This window comes from Streptomyces deccanensis, assembly GCF_022385335.1.
Taxonomy (GTDB): Bacteria; Actinomycetota; Actinomycetes; order Streptomycetales; family Streptomycetaceae; genus Streptomyces; species Streptomyces deccanensis.
In genome coordinates this window covers 700,973-727,403 of the sequence record NZ_CP092431.1, presented here as the reverse complement: position 1 = coordinate 727,403, position 26,431 = coordinate 700,973, and the positions used below count along the sequence as shown (strand labels likewise).

At 72.8% G+C, this 26,431-nt stretch carries 24 protein-coding genes; 9 read left to right on the top strand and 15 right to left on the bottom strand.

The features are described 5' to 3' along the window. Positions 1–36: 36 nt before the first annotated feature. The 6 genes from L3078_RS03300 to L3078_RS03275 all read left to right on the top strand — a co-directional run bounded on the left by L3078_RS03300 (position 37) and on the right by L3078_RS03275 (position 8,185). Positions 37–1,230: an alpha/beta hydrolase gene (locus tag L3078_RS03300; RefSeq protein WP_239750562.1), complete on the top strand. Its 1,194-nt coding sequence runs from the start codon at positions 37–39 to the stop codon at positions 1,228–1,230. Beyond that, the gene (locus L3078_RS03295) at positions 1,217–2,440 is read left to right on the top strand and encodes an acyltransferase family protein (protein ID WP_239750561.1); all 1,224 of its coding nucleotides are present in this window, start codon (positions 1,217–1,219) and stop codon (positions 2,438–2,440) included. The genes L3078_RS03300 and L3078_RS03295 overlap by 14 nt, the downstream gene beginning before the upstream one ends. Before the next feature lie 254 nt (positions 2,441–2,694). Further along, the gene (locus L3078_RS03290) at positions 2,695–3,834 is read left to right on the top strand and encodes a CHAP domain-containing protein (protein ID WP_239750560.1); all 1,140 of its coding nucleotides are present in this window, start codon (positions 2,695–2,697) and stop codon (positions 3,832–3,834) included. Positions 3,835–4,022: 188 nt separating this feature from the next. Further along, a complete protein-coding gene (locus L3078_RS03285) occupies positions 4,023–4,679 on the top strand; it encodes a M15 family metallopeptidase (protein ID WP_239750559.1) in 657 nt (218 codons plus the stop codon). Between the two features lie 136 nt (positions 4,680–4,815). Next, positions 4,816–5,742, top strand: a complete 927-nt coding sequence (locus tag L3078_RS03280; RefSeq protein ID WP_239750558.1) for an AfsR/SARP family transcriptional regulator — start codon at positions 4,816–4,818, stop codon at positions 5,740–5,742. Positions 5,743–5,767: 25 nt separating this feature from the next. Next, on the top strand, positions 5,768–8,185 hold the full coding sequence (locus L3078_RS03275) for an ATP-binding protein (protein ID WP_239750557.1): 2,418 nt from the start codon (positions 5,768–5,770) through the stop codon (positions 8,183–8,185). Between the two features lie 41 nt (positions 8,186–8,226). On the opposite strand, the gene L3078_RS03270 is transcribed toward L3078_RS03275, so the two are convergent. Together L3078_RS03270 and L3078_RS03265 are read right to left on the bottom strand one after the other, a co-directional pair. Beyond that, positions 8,227–9,198, bottom strand: coding sequence for an alpha/beta fold hydrolase (locus L3078_RS03270; RefSeq protein WP_239750555.1), 972 nt, complete (start codon positions 9,196–9,198; stop codon positions 8,227–8,229). A 66-nt stretch (positions 9,199–9,264) separates the two neighbouring features. After that, positions 9,265–9,762, bottom strand: a complete 498-nt coding sequence (locus L3078_RS03265; RefSeq protein ID WP_239750554.1) for a PaaI family thioesterase — start codon at positions 9,760–9,762, stop codon at positions 9,265–9,267. Between the two features lie 89 nt (positions 9,763–9,851). Between L3078_RS03265 and L3078_RS03260 the strand changes: the two genes are divergently transcribed. After that, positions 9,852–10,337 (top strand): winged helix-turn-helix transcriptional regulator, encoded by a 486-nt coding sequence (locus tag L3078_RS03260; protein WP_239750553.1) that lies wholly within the window; start codon positions 9,852–9,854, stop codon positions 10,335–10,337. Positions 10,338–10,388: 51 nt separating this feature from the next. Here the strand turns inward: L3078_RS03260 and L3078_RS03255 are convergent, their stop codons facing one another. From L3078_RS03255 to L3078_RS03215, 9 genes are all read right to left on the bottom strand, one after another. Then, the gene (locus L3078_RS03255) at positions 10,389–11,177 is read right to left on the bottom strand and encodes a class I SAM-dependent methyltransferase (RefSeq protein ID WP_239750552.1); all 789 of its coding nucleotides are present in this window, start codon (positions 11,175–11,177) and stop codon (positions 10,389–10,391) included. Then, positions 11,174–11,365 (bottom strand): hypothetical protein, encoded by a 192-nt coding sequence (locus L3078_RS03250; protein WP_215452168.1) that lies wholly within the window; start codon positions 11,363–11,365, stop codon positions 11,174–11,176. Before L3078_RS03250 ends, L3078_RS03255 begins: the two co-directional genes overlap by 4 nt. Before the next feature lie 38 nt (positions 11,366–11,403). Then, the gene (locus tag L3078_RS03245) at positions 11,404–13,296 is read right to left on the bottom strand and encodes an ABC transporter ATP-binding protein (RefSeq protein WP_239750551.1); all 1,893 of its coding nucleotides are present in this window, start codon (positions 13,294–13,296) and stop codon (positions 11,404–11,406) included. A gap of 163 nt (positions 13,297–13,459) precedes the next feature. Then, complete coding sequence (locus tag L3078_RS03240; RefSeq protein WP_239750550.1) at positions 13,460–14,080, bottom strand: hypothetical protein; 621 nt, start codon at positions 14,078–14,080, stop codon at positions 13,460–13,462. Continuing rightward, on the bottom strand, positions 14,077–15,996 hold the full coding sequence (locus L3078_RS03235; protein WP_239750549.1) for an alpha/beta fold hydrolase: 1,920 nt from the start codon (positions 15,994–15,996) through the stop codon (positions 14,077–14,079). The genes L3078_RS03240 and L3078_RS03235 overlap by 4 nt, the downstream gene beginning before the upstream one ends. Before the next feature lie 116 nt (positions 15,997–16,112). Continuing rightward, entirely contained in the window at positions 16,113–16,382 is a 270-nt protein-coding gene (locus L3078_RS03230) for a hypothetical protein (RefSeq protein ID WP_239750546.1), read from the bottom strand. Positions 16,383–16,592: 210 nt separating this feature from the next. Continuing rightward, positions 16,593–18,020: a phytoene desaturase family protein gene (locus L3078_RS03225; protein ID WP_239750544.1), complete on the bottom strand. Its 1,428-nt coding sequence runs from the start codon at positions 18,018–18,020 to the stop codon at positions 16,593–16,595. A gap of 239 nt (positions 18,021–18,259) precedes the next feature. After that, entirely contained in the window at positions 18,260–19,612 is a 1,353-nt protein-coding gene (locus L3078_RS03220) for a sensor histidine kinase (protein ID WP_239750542.1), read from the bottom strand. A gap of 99 nt (positions 19,613–19,711) precedes the next feature. Beyond that, positions 19,712–20,401, bottom strand: a complete 690-nt coding sequence (locus L3078_RS03215) for a response regulator (RefSeq protein WP_239750539.1) — start codon at positions 20,399–20,401, stop codon at positions 19,712–19,714. Positions 20,402–20,655: 254 nt separating this feature from the next. Here L3078_RS03215 and L3078_RS03210 point away from each other — a divergent pair, with 254 nt between their 5' ends. Then, a complete protein-coding gene (locus tag L3078_RS03210; RefSeq protein ID WP_239750538.1) occupies positions 20,656–21,009 on the top strand; it encodes a response regulator transcription factor in 354 nt (117 codons plus the stop codon). A gap of 49 nt (positions 21,010–21,058) precedes the next feature. On the opposite strand, the gene L3078_RS03205 is transcribed toward L3078_RS03210, so the two are convergent. From L3078_RS03205 to L3078_RS03190, 4 genes are all read right to left on the bottom strand, one after another. Continuing rightward, positions 21,059–22,414, bottom strand: a complete 1,356-nt coding sequence (locus L3078_RS03205; RefSeq protein ID WP_239750537.1) for an outer membrane protein assembly factor BamB family protein — start codon at positions 22,412–22,414, stop codon at positions 21,059–21,061. Continuing rightward, a complete protein-coding gene (locus L3078_RS03200; RefSeq protein WP_239750536.1) occupies positions 22,411–22,989 on the bottom strand; it encodes a SigE family RNA polymerase sigma factor in 579 nt (192 codons plus the stop codon). The genes L3078_RS03205 and L3078_RS03200 overlap by 4 nt, the downstream gene beginning before the upstream one ends. Positions 22,990–23,149: 160 nt before the next feature. Then, a complete protein-coding gene (locus L3078_RS03195; protein ID WP_239750535.1) occupies positions 23,150–24,277 on the bottom strand; it encodes a sensor histidine kinase in 1,128 nt (375 codons plus the stop codon). Further along, entirely contained in the window at positions 24,274–24,951 is a 678-nt protein-coding gene (locus L3078_RS03190) for a response regulator (protein WP_239750534.1), read from the bottom strand. Before L3078_RS03190 ends, L3078_RS03195 begins: the two co-directional genes overlap by 4 nt. A gap of 191 nt (positions 24,952–25,142) precedes the next feature. On the opposite strand from L3078_RS03190, the gene L3078_RS03185 reads away from it, so the two are divergent. Continuing rightward, positions 25,143–26,423 (top strand): DUF418 domain-containing protein, encoded by a 1,281-nt coding sequence (locus tag L3078_RS03185; RefSeq protein ID WP_239750533.1) that lies wholly within the window; start codon positions 25,143–25,145, stop codon positions 26,421–26,423. Positions 26,424–26,431: the final 8 nt, after the last annotated feature.

Below are 26,431 nucleotides of genomic sequence, written 5' to 3'. Positions count from 1 at the left end.
CAACGGAAGCACGACGGGGAATCGGGGAGACACACCATGAGGCGTTTCAAGCGCACGCTGACCGCCTGCGCGCTGGTGCTGGCGACGGTCGCGGGGACGGCGGGCTGGGCGGCGGGCGACGTACAGACCGCCGTCACGGGCCCGCCTCCCGGTACGGCGGCGTGGACGGCCGACCGGCTGCTCGGCAGGCCACTGCCGGACCCCGCGTCGGCCACGCCCGAACAGGTCGCCCGGTTCTTCGCCGGACTGACGGCGGCACAGCGGACCGCACTCGCCGAGCGTCACCCGCTCGTCGTGGGCGGCCTCGACGGAGCCCCGCCCGAGCTCCGCTACGCGGCCAACGCCCGCGCCTTCACCGCCGGACGCGACCGCGAACTGGCCCGCGCCGCGGACCCGGAGCAGCCCGAGGGCGCCCGCCGCGAGGCCCGGGCGCGGGCGGCGACGTACGACGGACTCCTCACCCCGGGGCGCCGCGTCCTCGCCTTCGACCCGCGCGGCCGGGGGCAGGTCGCCGAGGTGTACGGCGACCTGCGGACCGCCCGCCGCGTGGCGGTCGTCGTGCCGGGCTCCGACACGGACCTGGCCTCGTACGACGTCGCGGCCGGCATGGCCCGCGACCTGCGCGCCGAGATGACCCGGCGTTCCCCCGAGGACCGCCCCGCGGTGATCGTGTGGGTCGGCTACACGACCCCGGTCGGAGTCGGCTGGGACGCCGCCACCGGGCACCTCGCGGAAGAGGGCGCGCCCCGGCTCCTGCGCTTCCTCGACGGACTGGCCGCGACGACCCGTCCGGTGGCCCCGCCCTCGGTGTTCTGCCACAGCTACGGCTCGGTGCTGTGCGGCGCCGCCGCCCACCGGCTGACCGGACGGCAGGTCTCCGACCTCGTGGTGGTGGCGTCGCCCGGTATGCGCCTCGAACACGCCGGCCAGGTGCCGGTCGGGGCCCGGGCCCGGCTGTGGGCCACCGCCCGGAACGCGACCGACTGGATCAGCCGGATCCCGCCCGTCGAGCTGTTCGGACTCGGCCACGGCGCGGACCCGGCCGCCCCCGGCTTCGGGGCCCGGGTCGTCGCCTCCGACCGGGCCGAGGGCCACACCGGCTACTTCGCCCCCGGCACCGCGTCCCTGAGCAACTACGCCGACATCGCCGTCGGCGCCTACGGGGCCGTCACCTGCGCCCACCCGACCGGCGACACCGCCCCGAAGGACTGCCGCCATGGCCTTGCCTGACCTCTCCGTCGCCGTCGCCCGTATCGAGGCCCGCACACCCGTCCACCGCGACCGCGCCCTCGACGGCCTGCGCGCCCTCGCCCTCCTCGCCGTCCCCGTGGGCCACTGGATGCTCGGCGGACTCGCCCTCGGCCCCGACGGCGCGCTGCACAACACCAGCCCCCTCGCCACCTTCGGGTTCCTCGCCCCGGTCAGCTGGGTGCTGCAGATGCTCGGCATCTTCTTCCTCGTCGGCGGCTGCGCCGCCACCCTGTCCCTGCGCCGCTCCACCGAACGCGGGGTGTCGACGGGTGCGTGGCTGCGCGGGCGGCTGGCCCGTCTCGGCCGTCCGGTCCTCGGCGTCGCGGCGGTGTGGGCCGTGCTCCTGCCGATGCTGTACGCCGCCGGGGTGCCGGCCACGACGTTGCGCACCGGGGCGGTGCTGGTCGTGCAGCCGCTGTGGTTCGTCGGCATATACGTGCTGGTGACAGCGCTCACGCCGTGGTGCGTGCGGGCCGCGCGGGCCTGGGGAGGACGGACCGCCGTACCGCTGCTCGCCTCGGTCGCCGTCGTGGACCTGCTGCGGTACGGCCCCTGGGCGGACGCCATGCCGTCCTGGCTGGGCCTGCTCAACCTCGGGCCGGGCTGGCTGTTCGCGTACCAACTGGGCGTCTGCTGGGGCGAAGGGCGACTCGGGCGGCGCGGCGCCCGGCTGATGCTCCTCGGGGGCGGCGCGCTGTTCGCCGTGCTGCTCCTCGTCCTCCACTACCCGGCGAGCATGGTCGGCGTGCCGGGCACGGCCCGCACCAACTCCCACCCGCCGTCCCTGCTCGTGCTCGCGCTTGCCTGTGCGCAGTGCGGGGCGGCGATCCTCCTGCGGGACCGACTCGACGGGCTGCTGCGGCGCCGGCGCAACCTGTGGGCGGCGGTGGTGGCCGTCAACCTCTCCGCGATGACCATCTTCTGCTGGCACCAGACGGCCCTGCTCACGCTGGCGATACCCGGTTCGCTCCTCGGCGCCCCGGTGGCCGGGCTCACCACGTCCCCGGACACCACCGCCTGGATACTCGCCCGGCTCGCCTGGCTGCCCCTCATCGCGGTCGCTCTGCTCGTCCTGGGCCGCTTCACCCACCGCTTCGAGGCACCCTGGACCGGTGTCGGAGGGCCGCGTCGAGCGGCGGTCGCGCTCCTGGCGGGGGCCTTCGCCTGCTATGCCGTGGCGGTCGTCTGACCGCCCATGGGCGCCGTGCAAGCTCCACCACCCGCTCCAGGGATCGTGCTCCAGGGATCGTGGAGGTGGCCTCAAGGCCGGTGCAGCGCTGTTGCACCCGCGCTGAAGGGTGCTCGTCGAGGCTCATGTGCATGACCACAGCGCAGGGCTCGCAGCCCGCAACCGCATCCGGACCCGCGTCCGCCTCCGTGCTCACATCCGCGTCCGTATCCGCATCCGCGTCCGTGCCCGCATCGACAGCGGTGCCCGTCCCCGTGCCCCTGTTCGTCCGGACGGTACGCCTGCTGCTCAGTCTCGCCGTCGTGCTGGCGGTGGCCACCGGCACCCTGGTGGCCGGTGCCGGCCTCGGCCACGCCGCCACCCGCACCCAGATCGCCGCGATCGCCGAAGCGGAGGTCGGCGCCTCGGAGGCGAACGGGCAGTGCAAGAAGTACGGGCCCTGCACCAGCGTGGCCTGGTGCGCCTACTTCGCCTCCTGGGTGTGGCGCACCGCGGGCGTCGCCGACGTACCCGACACCGCCGTGGCCCGTGGGGTGGGGCTGTGGGGCAAGGAACGGGGACAGTTCAGCCCCCGGCCCGCGGGCGGCATCGGCAACCCGGAGCCCGGCGACATCGTGGTGTACGGCACCCCCGCCGCGGTCGCCGGCGGACATGTGTCGATCGTCAGCGCGGTCCACGACAACGGCACGATCACCACGGTCGACGGCAACTACGGCGACAAGGTCGCCCGCCGGACCGTCAACCCCCGTACCGCCGTCTCGGGCACGGACGACCTGCCCATCTCGGGCTATGTGAAGCCCGCCGGGCTGGAGTCCGGGGCCCCGGCCACGCCCACCACGGGCCGGGTGTTCCACAACCTCCGTTCCGACGACGGCAGTTGGAGCGGAGCGAGTGTCGCCGACCCCAACGGCGGCATCGGCGACACCGCGGAGGCCGGCGGCCCCAACGGTGACCTGCATGTCCTGACGCTGCTGAACGGTCGGGTGTACCACAACCTCCGTGCGGCGGACGGTTCGTGGAGTGGTGCGCGGCAGGCGGACGGGAACGGGAGCATCGCGAAGGTGGCTGCCGCGACGACGCCGAACGGTGATCTGCATGTGGCGACGCTGTTGAGTGGCCGGGTGTACCTCAACATCCGTCATGCGGACGGTTCGTGGACGGGTGCGGTGCAGGTGGACGGCAACGGTGCGATCGGTGATGTCGCCGTGGCCGGTGGCCCGCGTGGTGAGCTGCACCTGGTGACGCTGCTGAACGGGCGGGTGTACCACAACCTCCGCTCCGCCGACGCCTCCTGGAGCGGGGCCCGGATGTCCGACGGTCACGGCGGCATCATCGGCGTCGCCGCCTCCACCACGCCCGACGGCGGCCTGCACCAGGCCACCCTCACCCCCTGAACCCCGACCCGACACCGGCTACTCGGCCACCCCATGGCGGCGGACCCTCCCGGAGGGCCCGCCGCCCGGCGTGCGAGTCCTCCGCCCCCGCAGCCCGGCTCACCTGCTGCAGCGGAACTGAAGCGATCGTGAAGCGTCGCCCGCCACCGTGTACGGAGTACGTCAAGACGCGTGAGGAGAGGACGGCCGTGAGCACCCTGGTGCTGATCGACGACGAGCGGATCGCGACCATGCCGGTCAAGGACTGCGGTGAGCCCCTGGTGGACCTGCGCCCGGTGCCCTGGCTGGAGGTGGACGGCCGGCAGGCCGACGCCGGCGGTCACTACGCCCGCGTGCGCACCGGGGTGCGCGAGCGGCTGCGGACCGCGACCCGCGCACTGCCCGCCGGATACCGGCTGGTGGTCGTGGAGGGATACCGCTCGCCGGAGCTCCAGCGACGGTACTTCGACGAGCACACCGCCCTCCTCGGGGCCCGCAGGCCGACCTGGTCGGCACGGCAGGTCCACGACGCGGCCGTCCGCTACGTGTCCCCGCCCGAGGTCGCCCCCCACACCACCGGCGGCGCCGTCGACGTCACCCTGCGCGGCCCCGACGGCGACCTGTGCTGGATGGGCACCGAGGTGTACGCCTCCCCGGAGGAGAGCGACGGCGCCTGCTACACCGACGCGGGCAACGTGCACGACGAGGGACGCGCGCACCGGCGGGTCCTGGTGGACGCCCTGACCACCGCCGGGTTCGTCAACTACCCCACCGAGTGGTGGCACTGGTCGTACGGCGACCGGTACTGGGCGGTCGTCACGGGCGCCGCGTACGCCGTCAACGGGCCTCTGTCACAAGCGACTTGACGGACGCACCCGACGTACCGACCACGAACGTCCCCACTGACACCCCGACACTTCCCGAACGCCTTGCCAACCACCGGGCACTTCCGGAAACTGGTTTCCCACCTCTGCTCGGCATGGTGCGCTCACGGGGGACGCAGTGGAGTTCCGATTACTCGGCACGCCGGAAGTGTGGCTCGACGGCCGACAGCTCCGCCTCACGGCGGGCAAACCGATGTCCCTGCTCGTCGCCGGGCTGCTGCGGGCGGGCCGGGTCGTGTCGGCGGCGAACCTGGTGGACGCCGTCTGGGGCGAGGACCCGCCCACGACCGCCTCCGGACTTCTCCAGACGTACGTCTCCAACCTCCGCCGCGCCCTGCACGTGGACGGCCGGCAGCTCATCGTCACCCGGGCCCCCGGCTATCTCGTCGACGTCGCGCCCGAGGACATCGACCTCGGCCGGTTCGAGGCACTCGCCGCCGAGGGACGCGCGGCGGCGACGGCGGGTGAGCACGCCCGGGCGGCCGAGACCCTGGGGGCCGCGCTGGCCATCTGGCGAGGACCCGCGCTGGACGGCCTGGACACCCCCGTGCTCCGGCGGTCCGCCGACAGCCTCGAAGAACACCGGCTCACCGTTCTGGAGGAACGGATCAGCGCCGAGCTGCGGCTCAACCGGATCGGGCGGCTCGCCGCCGAACTGGCCGAGCTCGTCGCCGCCCACCCGCTGCGCGAGACACTGCGCGCCCACCAGATGCTCGTCCTGTACCGGCTGGGCCGCCAGGCGGACGCGCTGGAGGCGTTCCGCCAGGCCCGCCAGGTGCTCCGCTCCGACCTCGGCGTCGACCCCGGCCCGGAACTCCGCCGGATGCACCAGGCCATCCTGAACGCAGATCCGGCCCTCGACCCCCCACGCGGAACCGGCACCCCGGGCAGCCTCGACGGGGCGGACCGGGCGGACCGGGGTGCGCCCGATGGCTGGGACGAGGGACGGCCCGACGCCGGGCGGAACGGAACGGGTGCGGACGGAGGCGGTGGCGGACGGAGGCGGTGTCGGCACCGGCGTTCGTCCACGGCACGTGAGCGGTGATCGTGTCGGTGGTCGCCCGGAGGACGTGAGCGGTGTCGGAGGTCGTCCCCGGGACCTGAGCGGCGTCGACGTCGATGGCCGTTCCGGGCATGTCGGCGGTCTCGGCGCCGGTGATCGTGCCGAGGACGCGGGCGCGGCCGGTGGCCGGGCCGATGCCGGTTCGCGGTCCGTGCCGTCGGACGGCGCGCCCCGCCAGCTGCCCCCGAGGATCGGCGAGCTCGTCGGACGCGACGAGGAGACGGCGGAGCTCCGTCTCGCCCTGGAGACCGCCCGCGGGGCCGACCGCGCCGTGGCCTGCCTCGTCACCGGCAAGGCGGGCAGCGGCAAGACGGCCCTGGCCAACGTCGTCGCCCACGCCGCCCGCGACGACTTCCCCGACGGACAGCTCTACGCCGCCTTCCGCGGCAAGGGCGCCGGAGCCGACACGGCGGAGACCCACGACATCCTCGGCGCGTTCCTGCGGGCCCTCGGCGAGCCCGCCTCCCGGCTCCCCGACACCCTGGAGGAGCGCAGCAACCTGTTGCGCAGCCGGCTCACCGGCCGCCGCGTCCTGATGGTCCTGGACAACGCTGCCACGGAGGCCCAGGTACGGCCCCTGCTGCCGGCCCACGGCGGCGGCGCGGCTCTGGTGACCAGCCGTACCGCCCTGGTGGGCCTGGAGTCCCAGTGCAATCTGGGGCTCGACGTCCTGGAGCCCGACGACGCCACCCGGCTGCTGGCCCGGCTCGTCGGCGGCGATCGGGTGGCCGAAGAGCCCGCTGCCGCGGCCGAGATCGTCGACCTGTGCGGCGGACTGCCGCTGGCCCTGCGCACGGTGGGTGCCCGCCTCGCGGCCCGCCAGCGCTGGCCGCTCAGCGTGCTCGCCGTACGGCTGCGCGACGAGCACCGCCGCCTCGACGAACTCGTCGCCGGCGACCTGGAGGTCCGGGCGAGCCTCCAGCTGAGCTACTCCCGGCTGCCCGACCCCATCCGCCTCGTCTTCCGTCGCCTCGGTGTGGTCGGCCCCGCCCAGTTCTCGCCCTGGCTGCTCGCCTCGCTCCTCGACGTCACGGACGCGAAGGCCGACTACTACGCCGAGCAGCTCGCCGACGCCCAACTCGTGGACCCCGTCGGCATCAGCCCCGACGGCCAGGTCCGCTACGGCATGCACAACCTCATCCAGCTCTTCGCCCGGGAACGCGCCCGGGCGGAGGAACCCCCGGACGACCAGCGGCACACCGTGGAGCGGCTCGGCCGCCACCTGTTGACCGTCATCGCCGCCCTGCGCCCGGCCACCCGGGGTGCCACCGACTCGAACGGCGCCACGTCCGGCCGCGCCGCGACCGCTCCCGTCCTCCCGTCGCCCACCGACGACGCCCACGCCTGGCTGGACCAGGAGCAGTGGCTCCTCGTGCAGACCGTCGAACGCGCGGCCGACCTGGGCCTGCACACCCTCGCACGCGAGCTGACCACGGCCCTGTTCGACTGGTTCCGGCTCCGCAACACCTTCGACGCGTGGTGGCGCACCCATGACCACGCGCTCCGCGCCGCCCGGTCGGCCGGCGACCGCCCCGGTGAAGCGACCCTGCTGCGGGGTCTCGGCCAACTCCGTTATAACCAGGACCGGTTGGACGACGCGGCCGAGTTCTACCACGCCGCGCTGGAGGTCTTCCGTGACCTGGACGAGCCTCGCGGTCAGGCCGACTGTCTGATCGGCGAGGCATCCGCCCATCGCGAACAGGGCCGTTTTCCCGAGGCGTTGAAGCTCCTCGAAGAGGCCGACACGATCTGCACCCGCCTCGACGACGCCGCCGGGCTCGCCGAATGCGCGTACGGCATCGGCTACATCCACCGCGAGGTCGGCGCGCTCACCGAGGCCGAGGACGCCCTGCGAACCGCCCTGGCCGCCTACCGCGCGGCCGGTGACCGGCGCGGCGAGGGCAAGACGCTGCGCTCGCTCGCCATGGGGCACCGGGCCGGCGGCGCGCTCACCGAGGCGGAAGGGCTGGCCCACGAGTCGGTCGCCGTCTTCCGCGCCGACGACGACCGTCTGTTCCTCGCCTACGGCCTGCAGTGCCTGGGCAAGATCCGGATCCGCCAGCACCGGTACGACGAGGCCGCCGACCTCCTCCGGGAGGCCCTCGGTGTGTGCACCGCCTTCGGCGACCGCTTCGGCGCCGCCCTGGTGACCCGTACGATCGGCGAACTGCACCTGGCGGCCGGCCGGTTGGACGAGGCGCTGGCCCACCTCACCGCCGCCCGCGACCAGTGGTCCGCACTGCGGCTGGACCTGTTCCGCGCCCGCACCGACCGCGACCTCGCGGACCTGCACCGCCGTCGGGGCGACACCGAGGCCGCCGAGACCGCACGCACCGAGGCCCTGGAGACCTTCCTCCGCTTCGGCACCCGCGAGTACACGGAACTCACCGACCCCCGGGGGCAGGCGGGCCCGGCGCAAAGGTAGCCGCCGTGCGGGCCGAGTCAGCGAGCGGTGTTCGTCGTCGCTCAGGCAGGGCGGGGGCAGGTCGTCAGGAAGTCGATGAGCGCCGTGTTCACCTCGTCCGGGCGTTCCTGCTGTGTCCAGTGGCCGCAGCCGGGCAACCGCACGGGCGCGCCCCGCAGGTTGGGCATCAGGTCCGGCAGGGCCGCGATGAGTTCGGGTGTGCCGGGGAACGCGGGGACCAGATCGCGGTCGCCGTAGACGTACAGCGCGGGCGGGGTCACGACGGCGTGGTGCCAGGGCGCCGTCAGCTCCCAGTTGCGGTCGAGGTTGCGGTACCAGTTGAGGGCTCCGGTGAAGCCCGGGGAGAAACCCTCGGTGAGGACGTCGAGGTCGTCCTCGCCGAACCACTCCGGCAGCACCTCGGGGTCCGGCAGGGTCGTGAGCCAGCCCCGCTCGGGGTCGACCAGGGGCTGCCTGTCCTCGGCCGTGACGGGAGCCTCGCCGGAGGCCCAGTAGAAGATCTTCCGTAGGGTGGTGCGGGTGTCCGCGGCGAACTCGGCGTCGGCGACACCCGGGCGGTTGAAGTAGTTCCAGTAGAAGCGGCCGCCGAACCTCTCCTCGGCGGTCACCAGCGGCGGCTGCTTCCCCCGGAAGGGCGGCGGCACGCTCAGGCCGGCCACCCCGAGGACCATGTCGGGCCGCAGCAGGGCGGTGTGCCAGGCGACCGGCGCGCCCCAGTCGTGCCCCACGACGTACGCCCTCTCCTCGCCGAGGGCCCGGATCAGCGCGACGACGTCGCCGACCAGATGGAGGATGGTGTAGGCGTCGACGGCGTCGGGCCGGTCGCTGCGCCCGTACCCGCGCTGGTCGGGGGCGACGGCGCGGAAGCCCGCCGCGGCGAGCGGCTCGAACTGGTGGCGCCAGGAGTGCCAGGACTCGGGAAAGCCGTGCAGGAGCACCACGAGGGGACCGGTGCCGTGCTCGGCGATGTGCAGTCGTACTCCGTTCGCTTCGATCATCCGATGCGCAACCATGCGAACGAGCGTAGGCGCAGCGGGATTCGGGGCCGGACGGGGCCTGCCCGGGGAGCGCGCGGGTGGTCAGGTGGGGGACGGGACGGCGAAGAGCATGCAGCTGCTGGTGGCGTGGGCCAGCAGCCGGTCCTCGGAGTCACGGAGCTCCGCCTGGGCAAGGGCGGTACGGCGGCCGCTGTTGAGGACGGTGCCGATCGCGCGGACCTTGCCGGTGTCGATGGTGATCGGGCGCAGGAACTTCAGGTTCAGGTCGATCGAGGTGTATCCCATGCCCTGCGGCAGCGTGGACTGCACGGCGCAGCCGGCCGCCGAGTCCAGGAGCGTGGCGTACACGCCGCCGTGCACGCTGCCGATCGGGTTGTAGTGCTCCTCGCCCGGCACCAGGACGAAGACGGCCCGGCCGTGCTCGACCTCCTCCAGGGTGAATCCCAGGGCGGCGGCCACCGGCGGCCCGGGCAGCCGCCCGGCCTGCATCTCCCGGAAGAACCCCAGGCCGCTGTGCTCACCGACGGCTCGGGCGGAACGGGTGGGGTCCTCCCACTCGTACGTACGTGACCTGCGCATGCCCACTCCCGGAATAGCTGGCTTCTCTCGGTGAAGCTAGCCGCGCGCGCATCTGGCTGTCAATGACGAAGCCAGCCTAGGATGGGCCCATGAGGTGGCTGGAGACGAGCGCGGAGAACTGCACGGTCCACCGGACACTGGACCTGGTCGGCGAGAAATGGTCGTTGCTGCTGGTGCGGGACGCCATGAACGGCGTACGGCGTTTCGACGACTTCCGGCGGCACGTCGGGCTGTCCGAGGCCGTACTCGCGGACCGGCTGCGCAAGCTGGTCGCGGCCGGGATCCTGGAGACCGCCGCCTACCGTGAGCCCGGCAGCCGCACCCGGCGCGAGTACCGGCTCACCCGCAAGGGCTGGGACCTCTGGCCCGCGATGATCGCCCTCAAGCAGTGGGGCGACCGGTACACCGCCGACCCCGAGGGGCCGCCCCTGGAGGTGAGCCACGCCGACTGCGGCGACCCCGTGCGGGCGGTGGTCCTCTGCGAGGAGGGGCACGGACCGTTGACGCCTCGGGAGGCCCGCACCCGCCCGGGACCCTCGGCGCGGTCCCTCGCCCCACGGTCCGTACCGGAGTGACGAGGCCCGGCTCCGAGGAGGTCCCGGCCCGGAGTGACGGGCCCCGCCCCCCTACGGGCCGGGCTTGACGTAGGTGCAGATGGCCAGCGGCGAGTCCGGGCCGTACGGGGCCGCGTCGGCGGGCCAGTCGCCGAGGCGGTGCTCGGGTTCCAGGCCGGCGTCGCGGGCGTAGGCGTCGAACTCCTCCGGGGCGGTCAGCCGGGAGACCTCGGTGCCGACCCGGGTGGTGCCGTCGGACTCGTACCACACGTGGGAGAGGTGCCACAGGGATCCCTCCGGCAGGAGGACGGAGTGGCTCTGCAGACCGGTGCCCGGCTCCGGGTAGGGCGAGAAGTACGTGGCGCGGGCGCTGCCCTCGTGCAGGGCGATGATGGCCGCCTTGTTGTGCGTCTCCACCACCAGCCGGCCGCCGGGGGCGAGCAGGTCGGCCGCGCGCCGCACGGCCTGCCGCTGGTCCTCGGGGGTCAGCAGCATGGAGAGCGTGGCGCAGATCGCGTACACCAGCCCCACGGTGCCGTCGGCGGTGTAGGCGCGGATGTCGGCGTGCACGGGCTGCACGGGCGTGTCCTCGGCGAGGTCCCGGCGCAGCAGGTCGAGCATCTCCGGTGAGGAGTCGACGCCGGTGATCGGGCCGACCCGGCGGGAGAGCGGCAGGGCGACGCGCCCGTTGCCGACGCCGAACTCGACCGTCCCCGAGGCGGGGTCGGGGTGGAGCGAGGCGAGCAGGTCCACCTCGGCGACGACCGACGCGTCGTCGGGGAAGAGGCGGTGGTACCAGCCGTCGAACTGCCGGCCGTAGCCGATGTCGTCGACGATGCCGGACGTCGTGGATGTGCTCATGGGTGGTGCCTCCGCTTCTTGGGTGTCGTGGTCCTCGGATGGGCGTTCCGTCTGGCCTGGGAGCAGGCACCGAGCAGCACCACGAGGGCGACGCCGAGGACGGCGGGGGTGCTGACGGCCCGGGTGGCGATCAGGAAGCCGACGATGCCGAGGGCTACCACGGACGGGATGAGCAGAAAGTCGTTCATGAATGTCTCCTGTCGGGATGTCTGCTCCTGTCGGGGTGTCAGGACGCCACGTCACTGAGTTCCTGGAGCCGGGCGAGCCGGCGGTAGAGGTCGCTGTGGCGGTGGAGTTCGTCGTGGGTGCCGACGGCGTGCACCCGGCCACGGTCCAGCACGACGATCTGCTGGGCCTCGGTGACGGTGGACAGCCGGTGGGCGATGGCGATGACCGAGCAGAAACCGGAGATCATCGCGATGCTGTCGCGCAGCGCGTTCTCCGATTCGGTGTCGAGGTTGGCGGTGGCCTCGTCCAGCAGCAGGAACCGGGGCGCCTGCAGCAACGTACGGGCGATGGCCAGGCGTTGACGCTGGCCGCCCGACAACCCCGCCCCCCGGTCGCCGAGTACGGTGTCGAGGCCCTGGGGGAGCGCGGCGATCACCTCGGTCAGGTTGGCCATGCGCAGGGCCTCGGCGATGTCCTTGTCGTCCGCGTCCGGCGCGCTGTACGTGAGGTTCTCGCGGACGGTGCCGCGCAGCAGGGTGTGGTCCTGGTCGACGTAGCCGACGATGGACCGCAGCCGGTCGAGCGGCAGGTCGGCGATGTCCGTGCCGTCGATGCGGATCGCCCCGGACACCGGGTCGAAGAGCCGCTCGATCAGCTGGAAGACGGTGGACTTGCCGCCGCCCGAGGGCCCGACGATGGCGGTCAGCCCGCCGGCCGGGACGGTGAAGGAGACACCGTCGAGAACCACCTTGTCGCTGCCCGGATAGGAGAACCGGACACTGTCGAAGCGCAGTCCGGGCTCGTAGTCGCGCCTGCGGGGGCGGACAGCGCGCGGGCGTCCGGCCGGCTGTGCGCCGACTTCGTCCGTCTCGACCTCGATCTTGCCCAGCTCCGCGAGCCGGTCCACCGACGCCCTGCCGATCTGGAACTGGGCGATCGACTCGAACAGCGTCAGCAACGGCGCCACCAGGTAGAACAGATAGAGGATGAACGCCGTCAGATCGGCGGTGGGCATCGCCCCGGTCGCCGTGCGGGCCGCGCCCAGACCGATGACGACCGTCAGGGCGAGCTGGGTGCCGATGCTCATGGTCGGGTCGAGCAGCGACGACATGACCGTCACCTTGATCCCCGACTTGCGCGCGCGCCGGGCGATGGCCGCGATCCCCTCGGCCTCCCGGGCCTCCGCGCGGGAGGCCTTCACCGTCGGCATCGCCCCCAGCACCCGCAGCAGGGCGGAGCCGAAGGTGCCGAGGTCGGCCTGGTTGAGCACCGACACCCGGCGCACCCCGCGCGCCAGCCAGAGCGAGACGGCGCTCGTCACACCGAGGCAGGCCAGGGTCGCGGCGAGCAGCACGGTGTCGATCCAGGCCATCAGGGCGATCCCGCCGATGACCAGGAAGGTGTTGTTGAGGATGCTGTCGATCGCGTGGGTCATGGTGGAGCGGGCGAGCATGGTGTCGCTGACCATCCGGGAGAACACGTCGCCCTGCTGCAGTCCGCTGTACGCCTTGAACCGGGAGCGCAGCAGCCGCGAGGCCAGGGTCCGGCGGATGTCGTAGACGATGTTCTCCCCGGCCAGCCCGATGACGTACGAGTGCAGCGCGCCCAGGACGGCGTCGGCGATGAACAGGGCCGCGCCCACCAGGATCGGGCCGGTCACCGAGCGCCCCTCGCCGACGGCGCCGACCAGTTGGCCGATGACCGCGGGCTGGGCCAGGGAGGTCCCGGCTCCCACCAGGCCGAGGAAGATCCCGAGCAGGACCAGTCGGCGGTGCCGGCCCATGGCCCGCCAGGGTTTGGCGCCCTCGCCCCACAACAGGTGCAGATTCAGTTGGGGAACCGCCCGGTGCCCGGCCCGCCGCCTCCCACCGGGCTCGCCCTCCTTCTCCAGGTCCACCGGGGGATCCTGCGGGCGCGTGTGCCGTCCCCGGCCGGCCGGCAGGTCACTCATCCCGGGTCCTCGGCCGCGTGTCGGCCGTCCGCACCCGGCTCACTCGTGTTCCCTCCCTTCCTCTTTCGCCTGGGACCTGAGCCGCAGGCCCGCCTTGAGCAGGCCGATCGCGAAGATCAGGATCGCGAGCAGGATGAAGGGGAGAGCGAAGTCCATGGTCACGTCACACCTTTGCGGGAGTCTTGGCCGGGGCCGGCGTCAGCGGGGTGCCCGGGGCCTCGGGGTCGAGGGGAACGAACGGGGAGACGAACATCAGCTCGGGACGGTGGCGCGTGTCGAAGCCGGTGGCCCGCGCCAGGGCGAACTGGAAACCCCGTACCTCGTCGGTCGCGAGGCCCTCGGACCTGATGAGCAGCCGCAGGTGCTCGGTGACCATCCGGTAGCCCGGGACGCGGGCCGCGGCCTCGAAGCCACCGAACTCCAGGGTCGGGAGGATGTCGGCGCACGCGTCGGAGACCCCCTTGTCCGCGCGCCGGGTCGGGAACCAGACGATGTGCTGGGGCTTGCGCGTCTCGGTCGTGAACGCGTCGTGCCAGGGTGAGGCGTTGCCGGCCGCGTCCACCGTGCGGTACAGGAAGTGACTGTCGTGCATACAGGGGTTGGGGGCGAAGAACCGCCAGTTCGGCACCAGGGACAGCACGTCCTTCGCACGGAACCGGGCGAACTGTTCGAAGGGATGCTGGCCCGCGACGGTGACGACCAGCATGGCGGCGCCGGCGATCCGCCAGGCCGCACCCTCGCCGGTGAACGGGTTCTTCAGTGCGGGACGTCGTGGCAGGCTCACCGGGAGGCCTCCTTCTCGAGGGTGACGGAACGACCGGGCCGGGCCGCGCGGGGACGCTCGTCGAGGCTCCGGAAGAACGCGAGGACACGGTCCGTCACCTGGTGGGCGTAGCGGCTGTTGATCAGCAGGGTGTCGTGGCCCGCGCCCTCGACGACCACCGTCTCGGTGGGCGCCGATCGGTGGGCCTCGGCGAGTTCCCGGTGCATCAGCAGTTGTTCGGGGTCGCGGTCGACGGTCCGCTGGGCGGAGATCACCAAGGCGGGCACGCCCTCGATCGGGGCGAGCCGACCGGGGAAGGCCTCGAAGTCCTCCCGCAGCGCCGTCCATTCGCGGCGGGCCGCGTCCCACATCCGCGCGTCGGCGTACTGGGCGAAGACCTTCTCCTGGTAGGCGGCGGGGAGTTCCTTGATCCACCACGGGCGGGCGAGGAGGGCCCCGGTGCCGAGGCGCAGGGCCCGGCTCATGGAGGTGAAGTTGCCGGCCAGGCCGGCACCGGTCACCCGCTGCTGCGGGGAGCGGTGGAACTGGTCGGGGTGCGAGGAGTCGAGGTAGACGACACCGTGCACCCGGTCGCCGAGGTGCGCGACGGCACGGCGGGCCAGCTCCCCGCCGATCGAGTGGCCGACGAGGATCACCTTGCGGTGCGGTGCCACGGCACCGTTGACCAGGTCGACGAGGTCGTCGACGGACTCCGTCAGACGGTAGGCGGTGGTCACCCGGCGGTGGCTTCCGGCGTATCCGGCGCGGGCGTAGGTGATGACGCCGTACGAACTCTCGTAGCACAGGCGCTCGCTGATCCAGGCGTAGTGCTCGCTGGTGGACAGCAGACCGGAGGCGAGCACGAAGACCGGCCGGTCGGCGTCCCCCGCCGCCATCTCCTCGTACTGGAGCCGGTTGCCGTGGCGGGTCGTCAGCACGCGAGAGGTCCGCCAGCCCTCGGTGGCGCGCATGCGCCGGTGCACGGCGGTGACGCCCGCGGCCACCGTCGCGCCCGCGAGCAGGGTGAGCGCGGCGGGCAGAGCGCGGTCGTCGCGGCCCGCCACCGCGGGATGCGTGCGGGGAGCCGCGGTGTAGGCGATCAGCGGGTGCATCGCGGGGAAGGCGGTGGCGAACCTGCCGAGCCCCATGAAGTAGCCGTTGGCGAGATGGAACGCGGCGGCACTCGCGAGGACGGGACGGGTCAGCTTGCCACCCTTGAGATAGGCGAGCGGGAAGAGGCACTCCAGCGCCAGCACACCGTGGGCGAGCAGCTTGGCCGGCCGGGGGTTGTTCCGGATCCATGTGTGCATGCCCTCGTGGCCGTAGGTGTGCGTGCGCATCACCCCCGGCAGGGCGGATCCGTCGCGCCAGTCAGGGCCGAGCAGCTTGACCCAGCCGGAGACCAGGTAGGAGAGGTTGGACTGGAGGGCGACGTACCACAGCAGGGCGTCCTTGGCGGCCGGCGAGGGCACCAGACGGGCGCCGCCCGTGGCGATCTGCACGAGGGTGGCCACCTGGTCGGCGCCGTCGCTGCCGTAGTGCTGGCGGGGGCCGAGGAGGGCGGAGGACGCACCGAGGAAGAGGCTGCCCGCCCCGCGCCAGGCGGACCGGCCCGGCAGCAGCATGGCGGAGGCGACGGCGGCCCGTGCGACGTGCAGGGCTGTCGTGGTCCGGCGTCCGCTGGCGATGTCGATCACTCGGCGCAGCAGGGGGTTCGCGTGCGCGATGCTGTCCTTGGCGATGTCCCAGTCGTTCATGCCCCCCTTGCCCATCTCGTGGCGCTGGGTGAGGTATTCGAGGGACGAGGTGAGGCTCGTCGCGGCGGCCAGCCGCTCCGAGAGGCCCAGCGCACGGTCCCGGCCGACCGGTATCGGGCCGAGCACCGCTGAGGCGACCTTGTCCGGGACCGCGGAGGTGATCCTTCGGACGAGTTTCATGGAACCTCTTTTCCTGGTACTTTCGAATGCGTCTTTTTGAGTACGGCGGAACCCGCTGCCGGACCAGAACAGCCCTCTGGTCCGACAGCGGGTTCCTATGCGTTGACCGCTGGTCGTCAGGCCGCGGGCGGCGTACCGCCGACGGCGGCGAGGGCGGCCGCGTTCTGGGCGTTGGCCTCCGCCGCCAGGTTGTTGGCCTCCGCGGCCTGGGCGACGCCGACCGCCGCGGTGGCGGCCGCCGCGAGGGCGCCGACACCCTCGGCCGCCTGGGCGATGCGGCCGATGCGGGCGATCCGCGGGGTGCCCAGGGTCGGGCGAGCGGCGACGTAGACGACACCCTCGACGGGGATTTCCACGCTGTTCAGCGCATTCTCGATGCTGCTCATTTCTTTCATCCTCTCGCATTCGGGACTGCGGAAGTTCTTTTTCTTCCGTCGCCCTTCTGGAGAAAACATTAGGCTCTCGCCGACCGCCTTCGCATCGATAAAAATGCCTATTGTTGGGCGCTCTCTTCCGCAGGGGGCTTCAATGTCACGAGCACGGAAGCGGAAAAGGCCTGGACCGAGGTGGTCCAGGCCTTTCAGGGGATGGTGCGGTCATTTCTTTCCGCGTCGCCCGAGGTGGCGCAGGGCCGACGCGGCGGCGTTCGCGCCGCACATGCCGTGGGCGCCGGCGCCCGGTGGCGTGGCCGCCGAGCAGATGTACATGCCGGGCACGCCGGTGCTGTAGGGGTCGAACGCCGCGCGGGGGCGCATGACGAGCTGGAAGGCGGTGTTCGCCCCGGCGACGATGTCACCGCCGACGTAGTTCGGGTTGTACTCCTCGAAGCCGCCCGCCGGGCGGACGGCCATGTCCGTGACCCGCTCGCGGAATCCGGGGGCGAAGCGCTCGATCTGCGCGACGATCGCCTGCGTGGCGTCGCCGTCGTAGCCGTGCGGCACGTGCGCGTACGTCCACACCGGGTGGACGTCGCCGTTCGAGCGCCGGGGGTCGGCCAGGTACTGCTGCCCGACCAGGACGAACGGCCGGTCCGGCATCCGGCCGGCGTGAATGTCCCGCTCGGTGGCGGCGACCTCCGCGTAGGCCCCGCCGAGGTGGACGGTGCCGGCCCGGCGGGCCGCCGCGTTGGTCCAGGGCACACCGTCCTGGACGGCGAAGTCCACCTTGAAGGCGCCGGGGCCGTGGCGGTAGCGCCGATAGGCCCGAGCCACCCGGCCCGGCAGCAGATCGCCGAGGATGTCGGCCACCGCACCGGGGGTCAGGTCGAAGAGGACCAGGTCGGCCGGGGGGAGATCGGCCCGGGAGCGGACCCGTGTCCCGGTCTCGATCCGGCCGCCGCACTCCGTGAGCCGGGCCGCCAGCGCGTCGCCGATCGCCCGGGAGCCGCCCGCGGCCACCGGCCAGCCGTGCCGGTGGCCGGCCGCGATGATGGTCAGACCGATCGCGGCGCTCGCGGGCCGGTCGAACGGGCGGAAGGCGTGGGCGGCCACCCCGGCGAAGAGGGCGCGGGCGGTCTCGGACCGCCACCGCCGGGCCACCGCGGCGGTCGGCAGCAGGGCCCGCGGTCCGAAGGCCGCGAGCCGCAGGGGATGGCGCGGCACATGCGCGAGCGGCCGCATGAGGTCCTCGGCGAGCGCGTCGTAGCCGTCCGCGAGCGGCCCGAAGGTGCGCCGCCACCTGCGGCCGTCGCCCTCGGGGAGGCCGTCGGCCGTCTCCTCGACCGACCGGTGCAGGACCCCGGCCTCGCCGGAGTCCAGGGGGTGCACGCAGTCGATCTCCGGCAGGCACCAGGTGAGGCCGTGGCGCGCGAGGTCGAGGTCGCGCAGGAACGGGGAGCCGACGGCCATCGGGTGCGTTGCGGAGCAGTGGTCGTGCAGGAGACCCGGTGTCAGTTCACTGGTGCGGGTGCCGCCTCCGATGGTGTCGGCGGCTTCGAGGACGGTGACCTCGACGCCCTCCCGGGCGAGGTACACGGCCGCGGCGAGGCCGTTCGGACCGCTGCCCACCACGACGGCCGTAGTCATACGTCTCCTGCGTCTGCTCGACGATCGGCGCCGGTCCGCCCGGCTCGCTCCGCCCGGCTCGCGCGAGGGCGGACGGGAAGGTGGTGGAGCGGGCCCTCGGAAAGGGCCCGTCCGGCCGATTCACCACTCTGCGGGACGTCCGGAAGGCCGTCCCGGCGCCTTTTGGCTCTCCAACGATAGAGCGATCGGCGCCCCCGGCGCGATTCGCAGAATTGCCTAATTCACGGGCCCCGGAACGCCTAACTCGCGTCCCAACTCATGTCCGGTTCGGGCTCGGCGTGCGTGTGCGGCTTCGCGTGGCGTCCGGACGGCCGACGGGAGACCGGACCCGAGGCGGGGCCCTTTCCGGCGCCGTCCTCGGTCTCCTCGGGCGTGCTTTCCGGGAGCACCGGGAAGTGGGCGATGAGCCACCAGCCGCCGTCGTCGGCCGGGCCCGCCGTCAGGGAGCCGCCGACCGCCTCCGTCCGCTCGCGCAGCCCGATCAGGCCGTAGCCGCCGCGACCCCCCGTGGGACGGGAGACCCGCCCCCGGGGCCCCTCGTTGTACACGTCGACCCGCAGCAGGTCGTCGCGGGTGCGGTGGACGCGCACCAGGGCCTGGGTGCCCGGTGCGTGCCGCCGTACGTTGGTCAGCGCCTCCTGCACCACGCGATGGACGGCCGACCCCACCTCGGGCAGCAGACCGCTCCTGCGGGCGGCTCCGGTGATCTCCAGCTGCGCGGTCGAACCGTCGCCCTGGTCGCTGAACTCCGAGACCAGTTTGGTGAGTTCGGCGTAAGGCTCCTCGGGGCGCTCCAGGGAGACCTGCTCGCCGTCCTCGCGCAGCACCCGGATCAGGCGGCGCATGGAGTCCATGGTCCGCTGCCCGGCCTCGGCGATGTTGCTCAGGATCGGGCCGACCTGGTGCGGGGCGCTCTCGTGGATCACGCCGGCGGCGTGCGCCTGGGCGATGATGCCCGTCACATGGTGGGCGACGAAGTCGTGCAGTTCCCGGGCGAGTTGGATCCGCTCGGCGAGCCGTACGGAGGCGATGGCGCGACGACGCCGGGCGTCCAGGGTGCGCAGGTAGCACCCCGCGCCGACGGCGCCGCCGACCGCGAACGTCAGCAGGAACGGGTAGGTGAGGGTGATTCCCGTGCCCCCGGTGCGCAGGGGTTCGTCGATGACGCTGGCCCCCATCGCGGCGGCCAGCGCGAGGGCGACCCGGGGCCGGGCCACGTTGCGGCAGGTGCGGGCGAGCAGGACCAGCATGCACGCGGTCTCCAGCAGCCCCCACTCGGGCATGGCCCAGCCCATCAGGGAGGTGCCCAGGGTCACCGTCGTCGACAGGGCCGCGCAGATCCCCGTACGCCAGGTGATGCTCAGCCACGCCTCGGGCACGAGCACCAGGGCCAGGGCGACGGGGCCCGTCACCAGCGGCAACCAGTCGAGGGGGCCCCGTTGTTGCGACACGATGATGCCCACGTCGAGCAGCCACAGCACACCCAGCGCCGGGTACAGGGCGCGGTGGTCCAGCCGCCGTGCGGGTAACCGGGGACGGCCGTGGTGCGGCTGGGTCGCCCGTTCCGACAGTGCCGCGAGTGACGAAGTCATACAACCGGAGGCTAGGCATGCACATGCGTCCCCGGCAGGGGGTGGATCGATCTGTGGGCAGCGTCATAGATCGATTACAGGGTGTTCACGAAATCCCCGTCAGCGCCCGGTCCGTACCGTCCCGTTGGCCCACGCCCACGCGGCCACCTCGACGCGGTTGCGTACGCCGAGCTTGTGGTGGATGTGGCCCAGATGCGTCTTCACGGTGGACAGCGACAGACACAGCTCGTCGCTGATCTCCTGGTTGGTCCGGCCCACCGCGACCAGCCGGGCCACCTCCAACTCGCGTGCGCTGAGCGAGGATTCGGGTACCCCGGCGCCGTCGACGGCGCCCGCGGTCCGCTCCTCCAACTGCTTCAGCAGCCGGACCGTCACCGCGGGCGAGACCAGCGCGTCGCCGCGTGCCGCAGCCCGCACCGCCTCGATCAGCAGCGCGGGCGCCGCGTCCTTCAGGAGGAAGCCGCACGCTCCGTTGCGCAGCGCGATGTTGAGGTAGTCGTCCTGGTCGAAGCTGGTGACCACCACGACCTGGGTCGGGTGCGTGGCGCCCGGTCCGGCCAGCAGCCGGGTCACCTCCAGTCCGTCCAGCTTCGGCATCCGGACGTCCACCAGGCACACGTCCGGCCGCAACGCGCGCGCGGCCTCCACGCACGCGAGCCCGTCGGCGGCCTCGCCGATCACCTCGATGCCCTCCTGGGCGTCGAGGATGAGACGGAAACCGGCCCGGATCAGATCCTGATCGTCGGCGATCATCACACGTGTGGGGGTGTTGCTCACGCGGCCGAGCATGCCATGGATCTTCCGGCCGGACCGGCGGTCCGGGGAAGCCGGCCGGACGAACACCCCCGCCGAATCGGGCGGTTGGCCCTTACCCGGCGAAAGCGGCGCCCCCGAGCGGGGGTCCGGGCCGATCGGCCGATGACTACTGCCGGGTATCGGTCGAACGGTCGATGGCCGGTGCCCGGGTGTCACGGAAGAGTCACAGCGCAGCACACGGACGACACGCGGGTCCCCGACCCCCACTTTGAACAAGGCAGGCACCCATGACAGTGGACAGCTCCGGCCGGCTCAGCGCCCGGGAAATGGAGATCCTTCTTCTGGCGGCCCACGGCATGTCGGACGCGGACATGTCCCGTCAGCTCTCGATCTCGCCCCGCACGGTGGCTTCCCATATGCGCAGCATCCGGGAGAAGTTGTGCGCGAAGAACCGTACGCATCTGGTCGTGACCGCGTTGCGCGCGGGAATCCTGGCGCTGCGAACGGACCGGACGGAACGTGCGGATCGAACGGACCGGGCTGACCGGGCGGATCGAACGGACCGGGCGGACCGCATGGATGAAACGTTCCGCTTGACGGGTCGGAGCGGGGTCCGGGCGCAGCACCTCGGCGTCGCGTAGCGGACGACGGGGCGCCCCGGGCCGACCGCGGTTCCGGGGCGCCTTCGCGTCAGTCGCCGAGCCGCGGCAGCAGAGACGTGATCCTGCCGCCGTCCTGGACGATCAACACGTCCTGGTAGCTCAGGAGTTGGGGTGACGGCTGATAGGGCGGCCTCGGAGCCTCCTTGCCGTCGTCGACGTGGTCGCGCCAGACCTCGTGACCGGTGCGCAGGTCGAGGCCGGACAGATCCCCGTACGGACCGAGGAAGTACACGACGTGCTGCCGCTCCGACACCAGCGGGGGCGTGAAGGAGGGCATCGTGTTCCTGTCGGGCATCTCGACGCCGACCGGGGCCGTCCACAGGACGTCGCCCGTGGTCAGCGAGTAGGCGGACGCCTCCCCCTTCCAGGACACGGAGATCAGGCGGTCACCGGCGACATCCAGTGCGGCGAGCTCCCCCTCGATCGGGTACGACAGCGAGGTCCGCTCACCGGAACCGCTCAGCAGGGTCACCGGCATCTTCCCGCCGGCCCTGTCCTTCGGCGCGAACAGGACCATCCGGTCCCCGGAGATCCCGGCGGGCAGCTGCGCGCCGGGGACGGTCGCGACCTTCCGGGCCTGTCCGGTGGCGGGATCCAGGCGGAACACCTCGGTCTCGCCGGGCTCGTCGATGTCCTTCACGCACACGAGGTACGGCACACCGCCCAGTACCGTCCGCCCGCAGGCGATGCCCTTGTCCCAGGTGTGGCGCCACTTCTCCTCGCCGGTCAGCGGGTCCAGCGCCGACATCGTGCGCAGCGTCGGGGTGTTGGCGAGCACCGCGCCGTCGATGAGCATGGCGGCCTGGTCGGAGCGGTCGTCCTGCGGCATCTCCACCTTCCACAGCAGCTCACCGGTGTCGGCGCCCACGGCCATCAGATCGGTCCCGCCGACGTAGTCCCCGTTCGGCTGCTTCTGCGCGGTGTGGTTGCGGAAGGCGTAGACCACGCCGTCGCGCACGGCGAACGGGTGATCGGGCCCGTCGCCCTCACGGTTGACCTCGACGGTCCACAGCCGCTCACCGGTACGGGCGTCGAACTTCGCCACGTCGTACTCGGACCCGGCGCAGTACAACGCCGCCCCGTCCACCAGGCACCCCCGGTCGACCGCGTCCGGGTCGTCCCGCTGCCACGGTTTCCAGCCCTGCGGGGCCACCGCCGGGCGCACCGGCCGGTCCGGGTCGACCGGGGCGCCGCCCCCGAGCCCGAACACCGCGCCCACGGTGATCGCGGCGACGGCCACCGCCGCCCCCGTGGCCTGCGCGAGACGGCGCCGAGCGCGCCGCCGTACCACCTGCTCGGCCAGGTCACCCGGAGCCCGCACCCGGTCCAGAGCGACCGCGTGCAGTGTCTCCCGGACCTTCTCCTCCACCCGCTCCGGCGTCATCCCCGTACCCCCTTGGTCGTGTAAGTGAGCGGTCGCACCTGCCCGTCGGAACCCCCGGGGTCCTCTTGGCCCTCGTGGCCCCCGGGTGCGAGTTCCGGCACCAGCGCCCGGAGTTTGGCGAGCGAGCGGTACGCCGTACTGCGCACCGTGCCGACCGGGCACCCCAGCAACGCCGCGACCTCCGCCTCCGGCAGGTCCTCGAAGTAGCGCAGGACGACCACGGTCCGCTGCCGCTTGCTCAGCCGGCCGAGCGCCGCCCACAACGCGATCCGCAGCTCGGTGTCCGGCTCGGCGCCCGGCTCCCCGGCGGGCTCGGGCAGGACGGGCACCGTCGTCTCGGCGCGGTGCCGGCGCAGCCGCCAGCGGTTGACCTGCTGTCGGTACAGGACCTGACGCACATACGCCTCGGGCTGCTCGATCTGCGACCAGCGTCCGTAGGCTTTCATCAGGGCGATCTGCAGCAGATCCTCCGCGGCGTGCCGGTCCCCGCCGGTGAGCAGCACCGCGAGCCGCAGCAGCGCGGTGGAGCGCATCGCTACGAACTCCCGGAACTCGTCGTGACTCGACGCCTTCATCAACCCTCCCCTTCTTGGCAGTCATCACGACGCGGTGGCACGTGCGTGGCTATCCCTCGACGCCGGAATTCCGTGATCACCGATGCCCCCGGCAGCCGGGAGAGCGTACGTGGCGGTCGAAGGCGCGCGGGTGCGGGAGGGGGCGGAGCAGCCCGAGGGCTCAGGGCGTGCCGTCGGCCGGCAGCTCCAGACGCAGTTCGTAACCCCCGTCCCGCAGATGTCCGGACGTGACCGTCCCGCCGAGGAGTTCGGCCCGCTGGCGCAGACCGATCAGGCCGTGGTGGGCGCCCGGGAGGGACAGGGCCGGCCGGTCGGGCGCGGTGTTGGTGACGGTCGCGCGGAGGGTGCCGCCGCGCTGCTGGACCCGGATGCGGGCCGTGGCACCGGGAGCGTGCTTGCGGATGTTGGTGAGGGCTTCCTGGACGGTCCGGTAGACGGCGCGCTGGAGGGGCGGCGGCAGGTCGGCCGGCAGTTCCGTCCGCAGGTCGGTCTCGATGCCGCTGCCGGCCACCAGCCGGTCGAGGTCGGCGAGGGAGGGCTGCGGGGTCAGTTCGGTGGGGCGGCTGCCGGAGGCCCGCAGTACGCCGACCATGTGCCGCAGCTCGTCCAGGGTCTGCACGCTCAGGCGTCGTATCGTCGCCGCGGCCTCCTTCGCCTCCGGGTCCCGGCTGCCGACCTGGAGGGCACCGGCGCGCACGGCGATCAGACTGACCTGGTGGGAGACGGCGTCGTGCATCTCCCGGGCCAGCTGGGCGCGTTCCGTGGCCAGAACGCTCTGCGCGATCAGCAGCCGTTCGTGCTCGCGTGCCTCGGAGACCTCGACGAGACGCAGCGACAGCTCCCGACGGGCCTGGACGAGCTGCCCGAGGAACACGGGCGCGGCCGCCTGCGCCACGCTGTAGGAGAGCGGGATCAGGGCCTGACGGTCGTCGAGGTCGGTGAACTCCGGTGACGGCCACGACCACCAGGTCAGGTCGCAGACCGTGAACCCCAGCGCGCACACGGCCAGCGGCACCCGGTGGTGGGTCCGCGAGGCGAGGGTGTAGAGCGCCACCAGCGTGGCGAACACCGCGTCCGTGAACAGGGCGGTCGGCAGGGTGAGCAGAAAGGTCGGCAGCGGCAGCGCGCGGCGCATGAGGAGCGCGACCGACGCGAGGAGGGCGACGGCCAACTCGTGGGGGTGGTGGGGGCCCACGTCGTGGATCCACACGTCCACCAGGGAGGCGGCGACCAGCACGGCGTCCGTCAGCCACGCGTCAAGGGCGCGGGAGGGGGCGGCGGCCCTCACCGGGCCTCCCGTCCGCCGCCGACGGAGCGCGGCCGCCTGAGCAGACCCGCACGCTCGGCCAGCAGCGCCGCCTGCACCCGGCTGCCCACCTCCAACTTGGTGAGGAGCGCGCTCACATGGTCCTTGACCGTGCCCGTGCTCAGGTGCATCCGGTCACCGATGTCGGTGTTGGACAGCCCCTCCGTGATGAGGACCAGGACGTCGCGCTCCCGTTCGGTCAGCCGGTCCACGAGCCGGACGGCGGCCTCCCGGGGCCCGTTGTCCAGGTACCCGTCGACCACGGTCCGGGTCACCCGGGACGACAGGACGACCCCGCCGCCCGCCAACGTCCGTACGAGATACGGCAGTTGCTCCGGGTCGGTGTCCTTGAGCAGGAAGCCCGCGGCTCCCGAGCGGAGGGCGGCCGCCACGTACTCGTCCATGTCGAAGGTGGTGAGCATGGCCACCACGGGAGGGCGGGGGAGTCTCCTGAGTTCGGCGAGGACCGTCAGCCCGTCCACGTCCGGCATACGGATGTCCAGCAGGACGACCTCGGGGCGCAGCTCCCGTACGGCGTGGACGGCCCGGCCGCCGGGGACCGCCGCGACCACGTCGATGTCGTCCGCGGAGTTGAGGATGTGCTCGAAGCCCGTACGGATCAGGGCTTCGTCGTCGACCACCAGTACCCGGATCACCTGTGCCCCGCTCGTCGTCGGACCACCACTGGACTGCTGCTGGAACCGCTACGACGTCCGAAGTCGCCGCCGGGTTCCCATTCCTCCCCATTTCCGGTCACCTGGCGGGGGTGACCCCTGCTGGTCGGCGGGGAAGCTCCAGCCACCCGCCGGATGGGAACGCGCCCCTCGCGCCCCCGACGCTGAAGGCCATGACACCTGACACGTCATCGGACCTGTCGTCCAAGCCGGTCACCGCACGCCTCCCCGCCCCCACCCTCGGTGCCGCCTCCGCCCCCGGTGCCGTGCTCGCCTCCACCGGTGTCTCCGAGCGGTCGTCCACCGGGCGGCTGGTCGGTATCGATCTGGCCCGTGGGCTCGCGGTCTTCGGCATGTACGCCGCGCACGTGGGACCGGACCCGGCGGACGGCGGGCCGCTGGGCTTCATGATGGAACTGGCGCGAGGCCGCTCCTCCGCGCTGTTCGCGCTGCTCGCCGGATTCACCCTCGTCCTGATCACCGGCCGCCCGCACCCGCGCACCGGGCGCGCCGGACGGCAGGCGGTCGCCCGGATGGTCATCCGTTCCCTCGTCCTGATCGCCCTGGGGTTCGCCCTGACCGCGCTCGACACCGACATCGACGTGATCCTCGCCTTCTACGGGCTGATCTTCCTCGCCGTCCTCCCCTTCCACCGCCTGCGCGCCCGTACGCTCGCGCTCCTCGCGGCCGCCTGCGCGCTCGTCATGCCCCAACTCCTCCACGTCCTACGGCTGTCGATCGAGGAGGGAGACTGGGCGGACACGATCATCGCGGCGGATCCGCTGGCCCGGATCAGCGACACGGACGGCCTCATGGAGCTGCTGTTCACGGGCGAGTACCCGGTGCTCACCTGGATGTCGTTCATGCTGGCCGGCATGGCCGTCGCCAAACTCGACCTCACCCGGAGCGCCGTCCGCGTCCGACTGGCGTGCGCCGGCGGCGCGTCGGCCCTGCTCGGCTACGGCGGCTCCTGGCTGGCGCTGCGCCTCGTACCGCACGCGCGGGCGACCGTGGCCGCCGCGACGGACGGCGACGCCGCCGCGTCCGCCTGGTGGTCCGACACCGTCGGCTACCTCCACGACGACACCCCGGCGGCCTGGCTCCTGGTGGGCGCGCCGCACAGCCAGACGACCTTCTCCATCCTCGGCAACACCGGGGTCGCGCTGCTCGTGGTGGTGCTGTGTCTGACGGCCGTGGACCGGCTGCCGCGCTGCGCGCGCTTCGCGACGCCGGTGTGCGCCGTCGGCATGACGGCCCTGACGGCGTACGTCCTGCACATCCTCGCCGTCCGGGAGTTCGGCATGGAGGAGGAGGCCGGCCCGGCCCTCGTGGACCTCCTCGCCCACATCCTGGCCGCCCTGCTGCTCGCCACCGCCTGGACGCGCTGCTTCCGCCGTGGACCGCTGGAGCATCTCCTCCACGTCAGTACGCTCCCGGCGCGCCTCGTGAAGTGACAGGGATC

Bases quoted from the DNA above. Each gene is read 5' to 3' on its own strand.
- L3078_RS03300 (WP_239750562.1), top strand. From the start codon at position 37: ATGAGGCGTTTCAAGCGCACGCTGACCGCCTGCGCGCTGGTGCTGGCG.
- L3078_RS03295 (WP_239750561.1), top strand. From the start codon at position 1,217: ATGGCCTTGCCTGACCTCTCCGTCGCCGTCGCCCGTATCGAGGCCCGC.
- L3078_RS03270 (WP_239750555.1), bottom strand. From the start codon at position 9,198: ATGGTTGCGCATCGGATGATCGAAGCGAACGGAGTACGACTGCACATC.
- L3078_RS03265 (WP_239750554.1), bottom strand. From the start codon at position 9,762: ATGCGCAGGTCACGTACGTACGAGTGGGAGGACCCCACCCGTTCCGCC.
- L3078_RS03260 (WP_239750553.1), top strand. From the start codon at position 9,852: ATGAGGTGGCTGGAGACGAGCGCGGAGAACTGCACGGTCCACCGGACA.
- L3078_RS03255 (WP_239750552.1), bottom strand. From the start codon at position 11,177: ATGAGCACATCCACGACGTCCGGCATCGTCGACGACATCGGCTACGGC.
- L3078_RS03250 (WP_215452168.1), bottom strand. From the start codon at position 11,365: ATGAACGACTTTCTGCTCATCCCGTCCGTGGTAGCCCTCGGCATCGTC.
- L3078_RS03245 (WP_239750551.1), bottom strand. From the start codon at position 13,296: ATGAGTGACCTGCCGGCCGGCCGGGGACGGCACACGCGCCCGCAGGAT.
- L3078_RS03235 (WP_239750549.1), bottom strand. From the start codon at position 15,996: ATGAAACTCGTCCGAAGGATCACCTCCGCGGTCCCGGACAAGGTCGCC.
- L3078_RS03230 (WP_239750546.1), bottom strand. From the start codon at position 16,382: ATGAGCAGCATCGAGAATGCGCTGAACAGCGTGGAAATCCCCGTCGAG.
- L3078_RS03225 (WP_239750544.1), bottom strand. From the start codon at position 18,020: ATGACTACGGCCGTCGTGGTGGGCAGCGGTCCGAACGGCCTCGCCGCG.
- L3078_RS03220 (WP_239750542.1), bottom strand. From the start codon at position 19,612: ATGACTTCGTCACTCGCGGCACTGTCGGAACGGGCGACCCAGCCGCAC.
- L3078_RS03215 (WP_239750539.1), bottom strand. From the start codon at position 20,401: ATGCTCGGCCGCGTGAGCAACACCCCCACACGTGTGATGATCGCCGAC.
- L3078_RS03210 (WP_239750538.1), top strand. From the start codon at position 20,656: ATGACAGTGGACAGCTCCGGCCGGCTCAGCGCCCGGGAAATGGAGATC.
- L3078_RS03205 (WP_239750537.1), bottom strand. From the start codon at position 22,414: ATGACGCCGGAGCGGGTGGAGGAGAAGGTCCGGGAGACACTGCACGCG.
- L3078_RS03200 (WP_239750536.1), bottom strand. From the start codon at position 22,989: ATGAAGGCGTCGAGTCACGACGAGTTCCGGGAGTTCGTAGCGATGCGC.
- L3078_RS03185 (WP_239750533.1), top strand. From the start codon at position 25,143: ATGACACCTGACACGTCATCGGACCTGTCGTCCAAGCCGGTCACCGCA.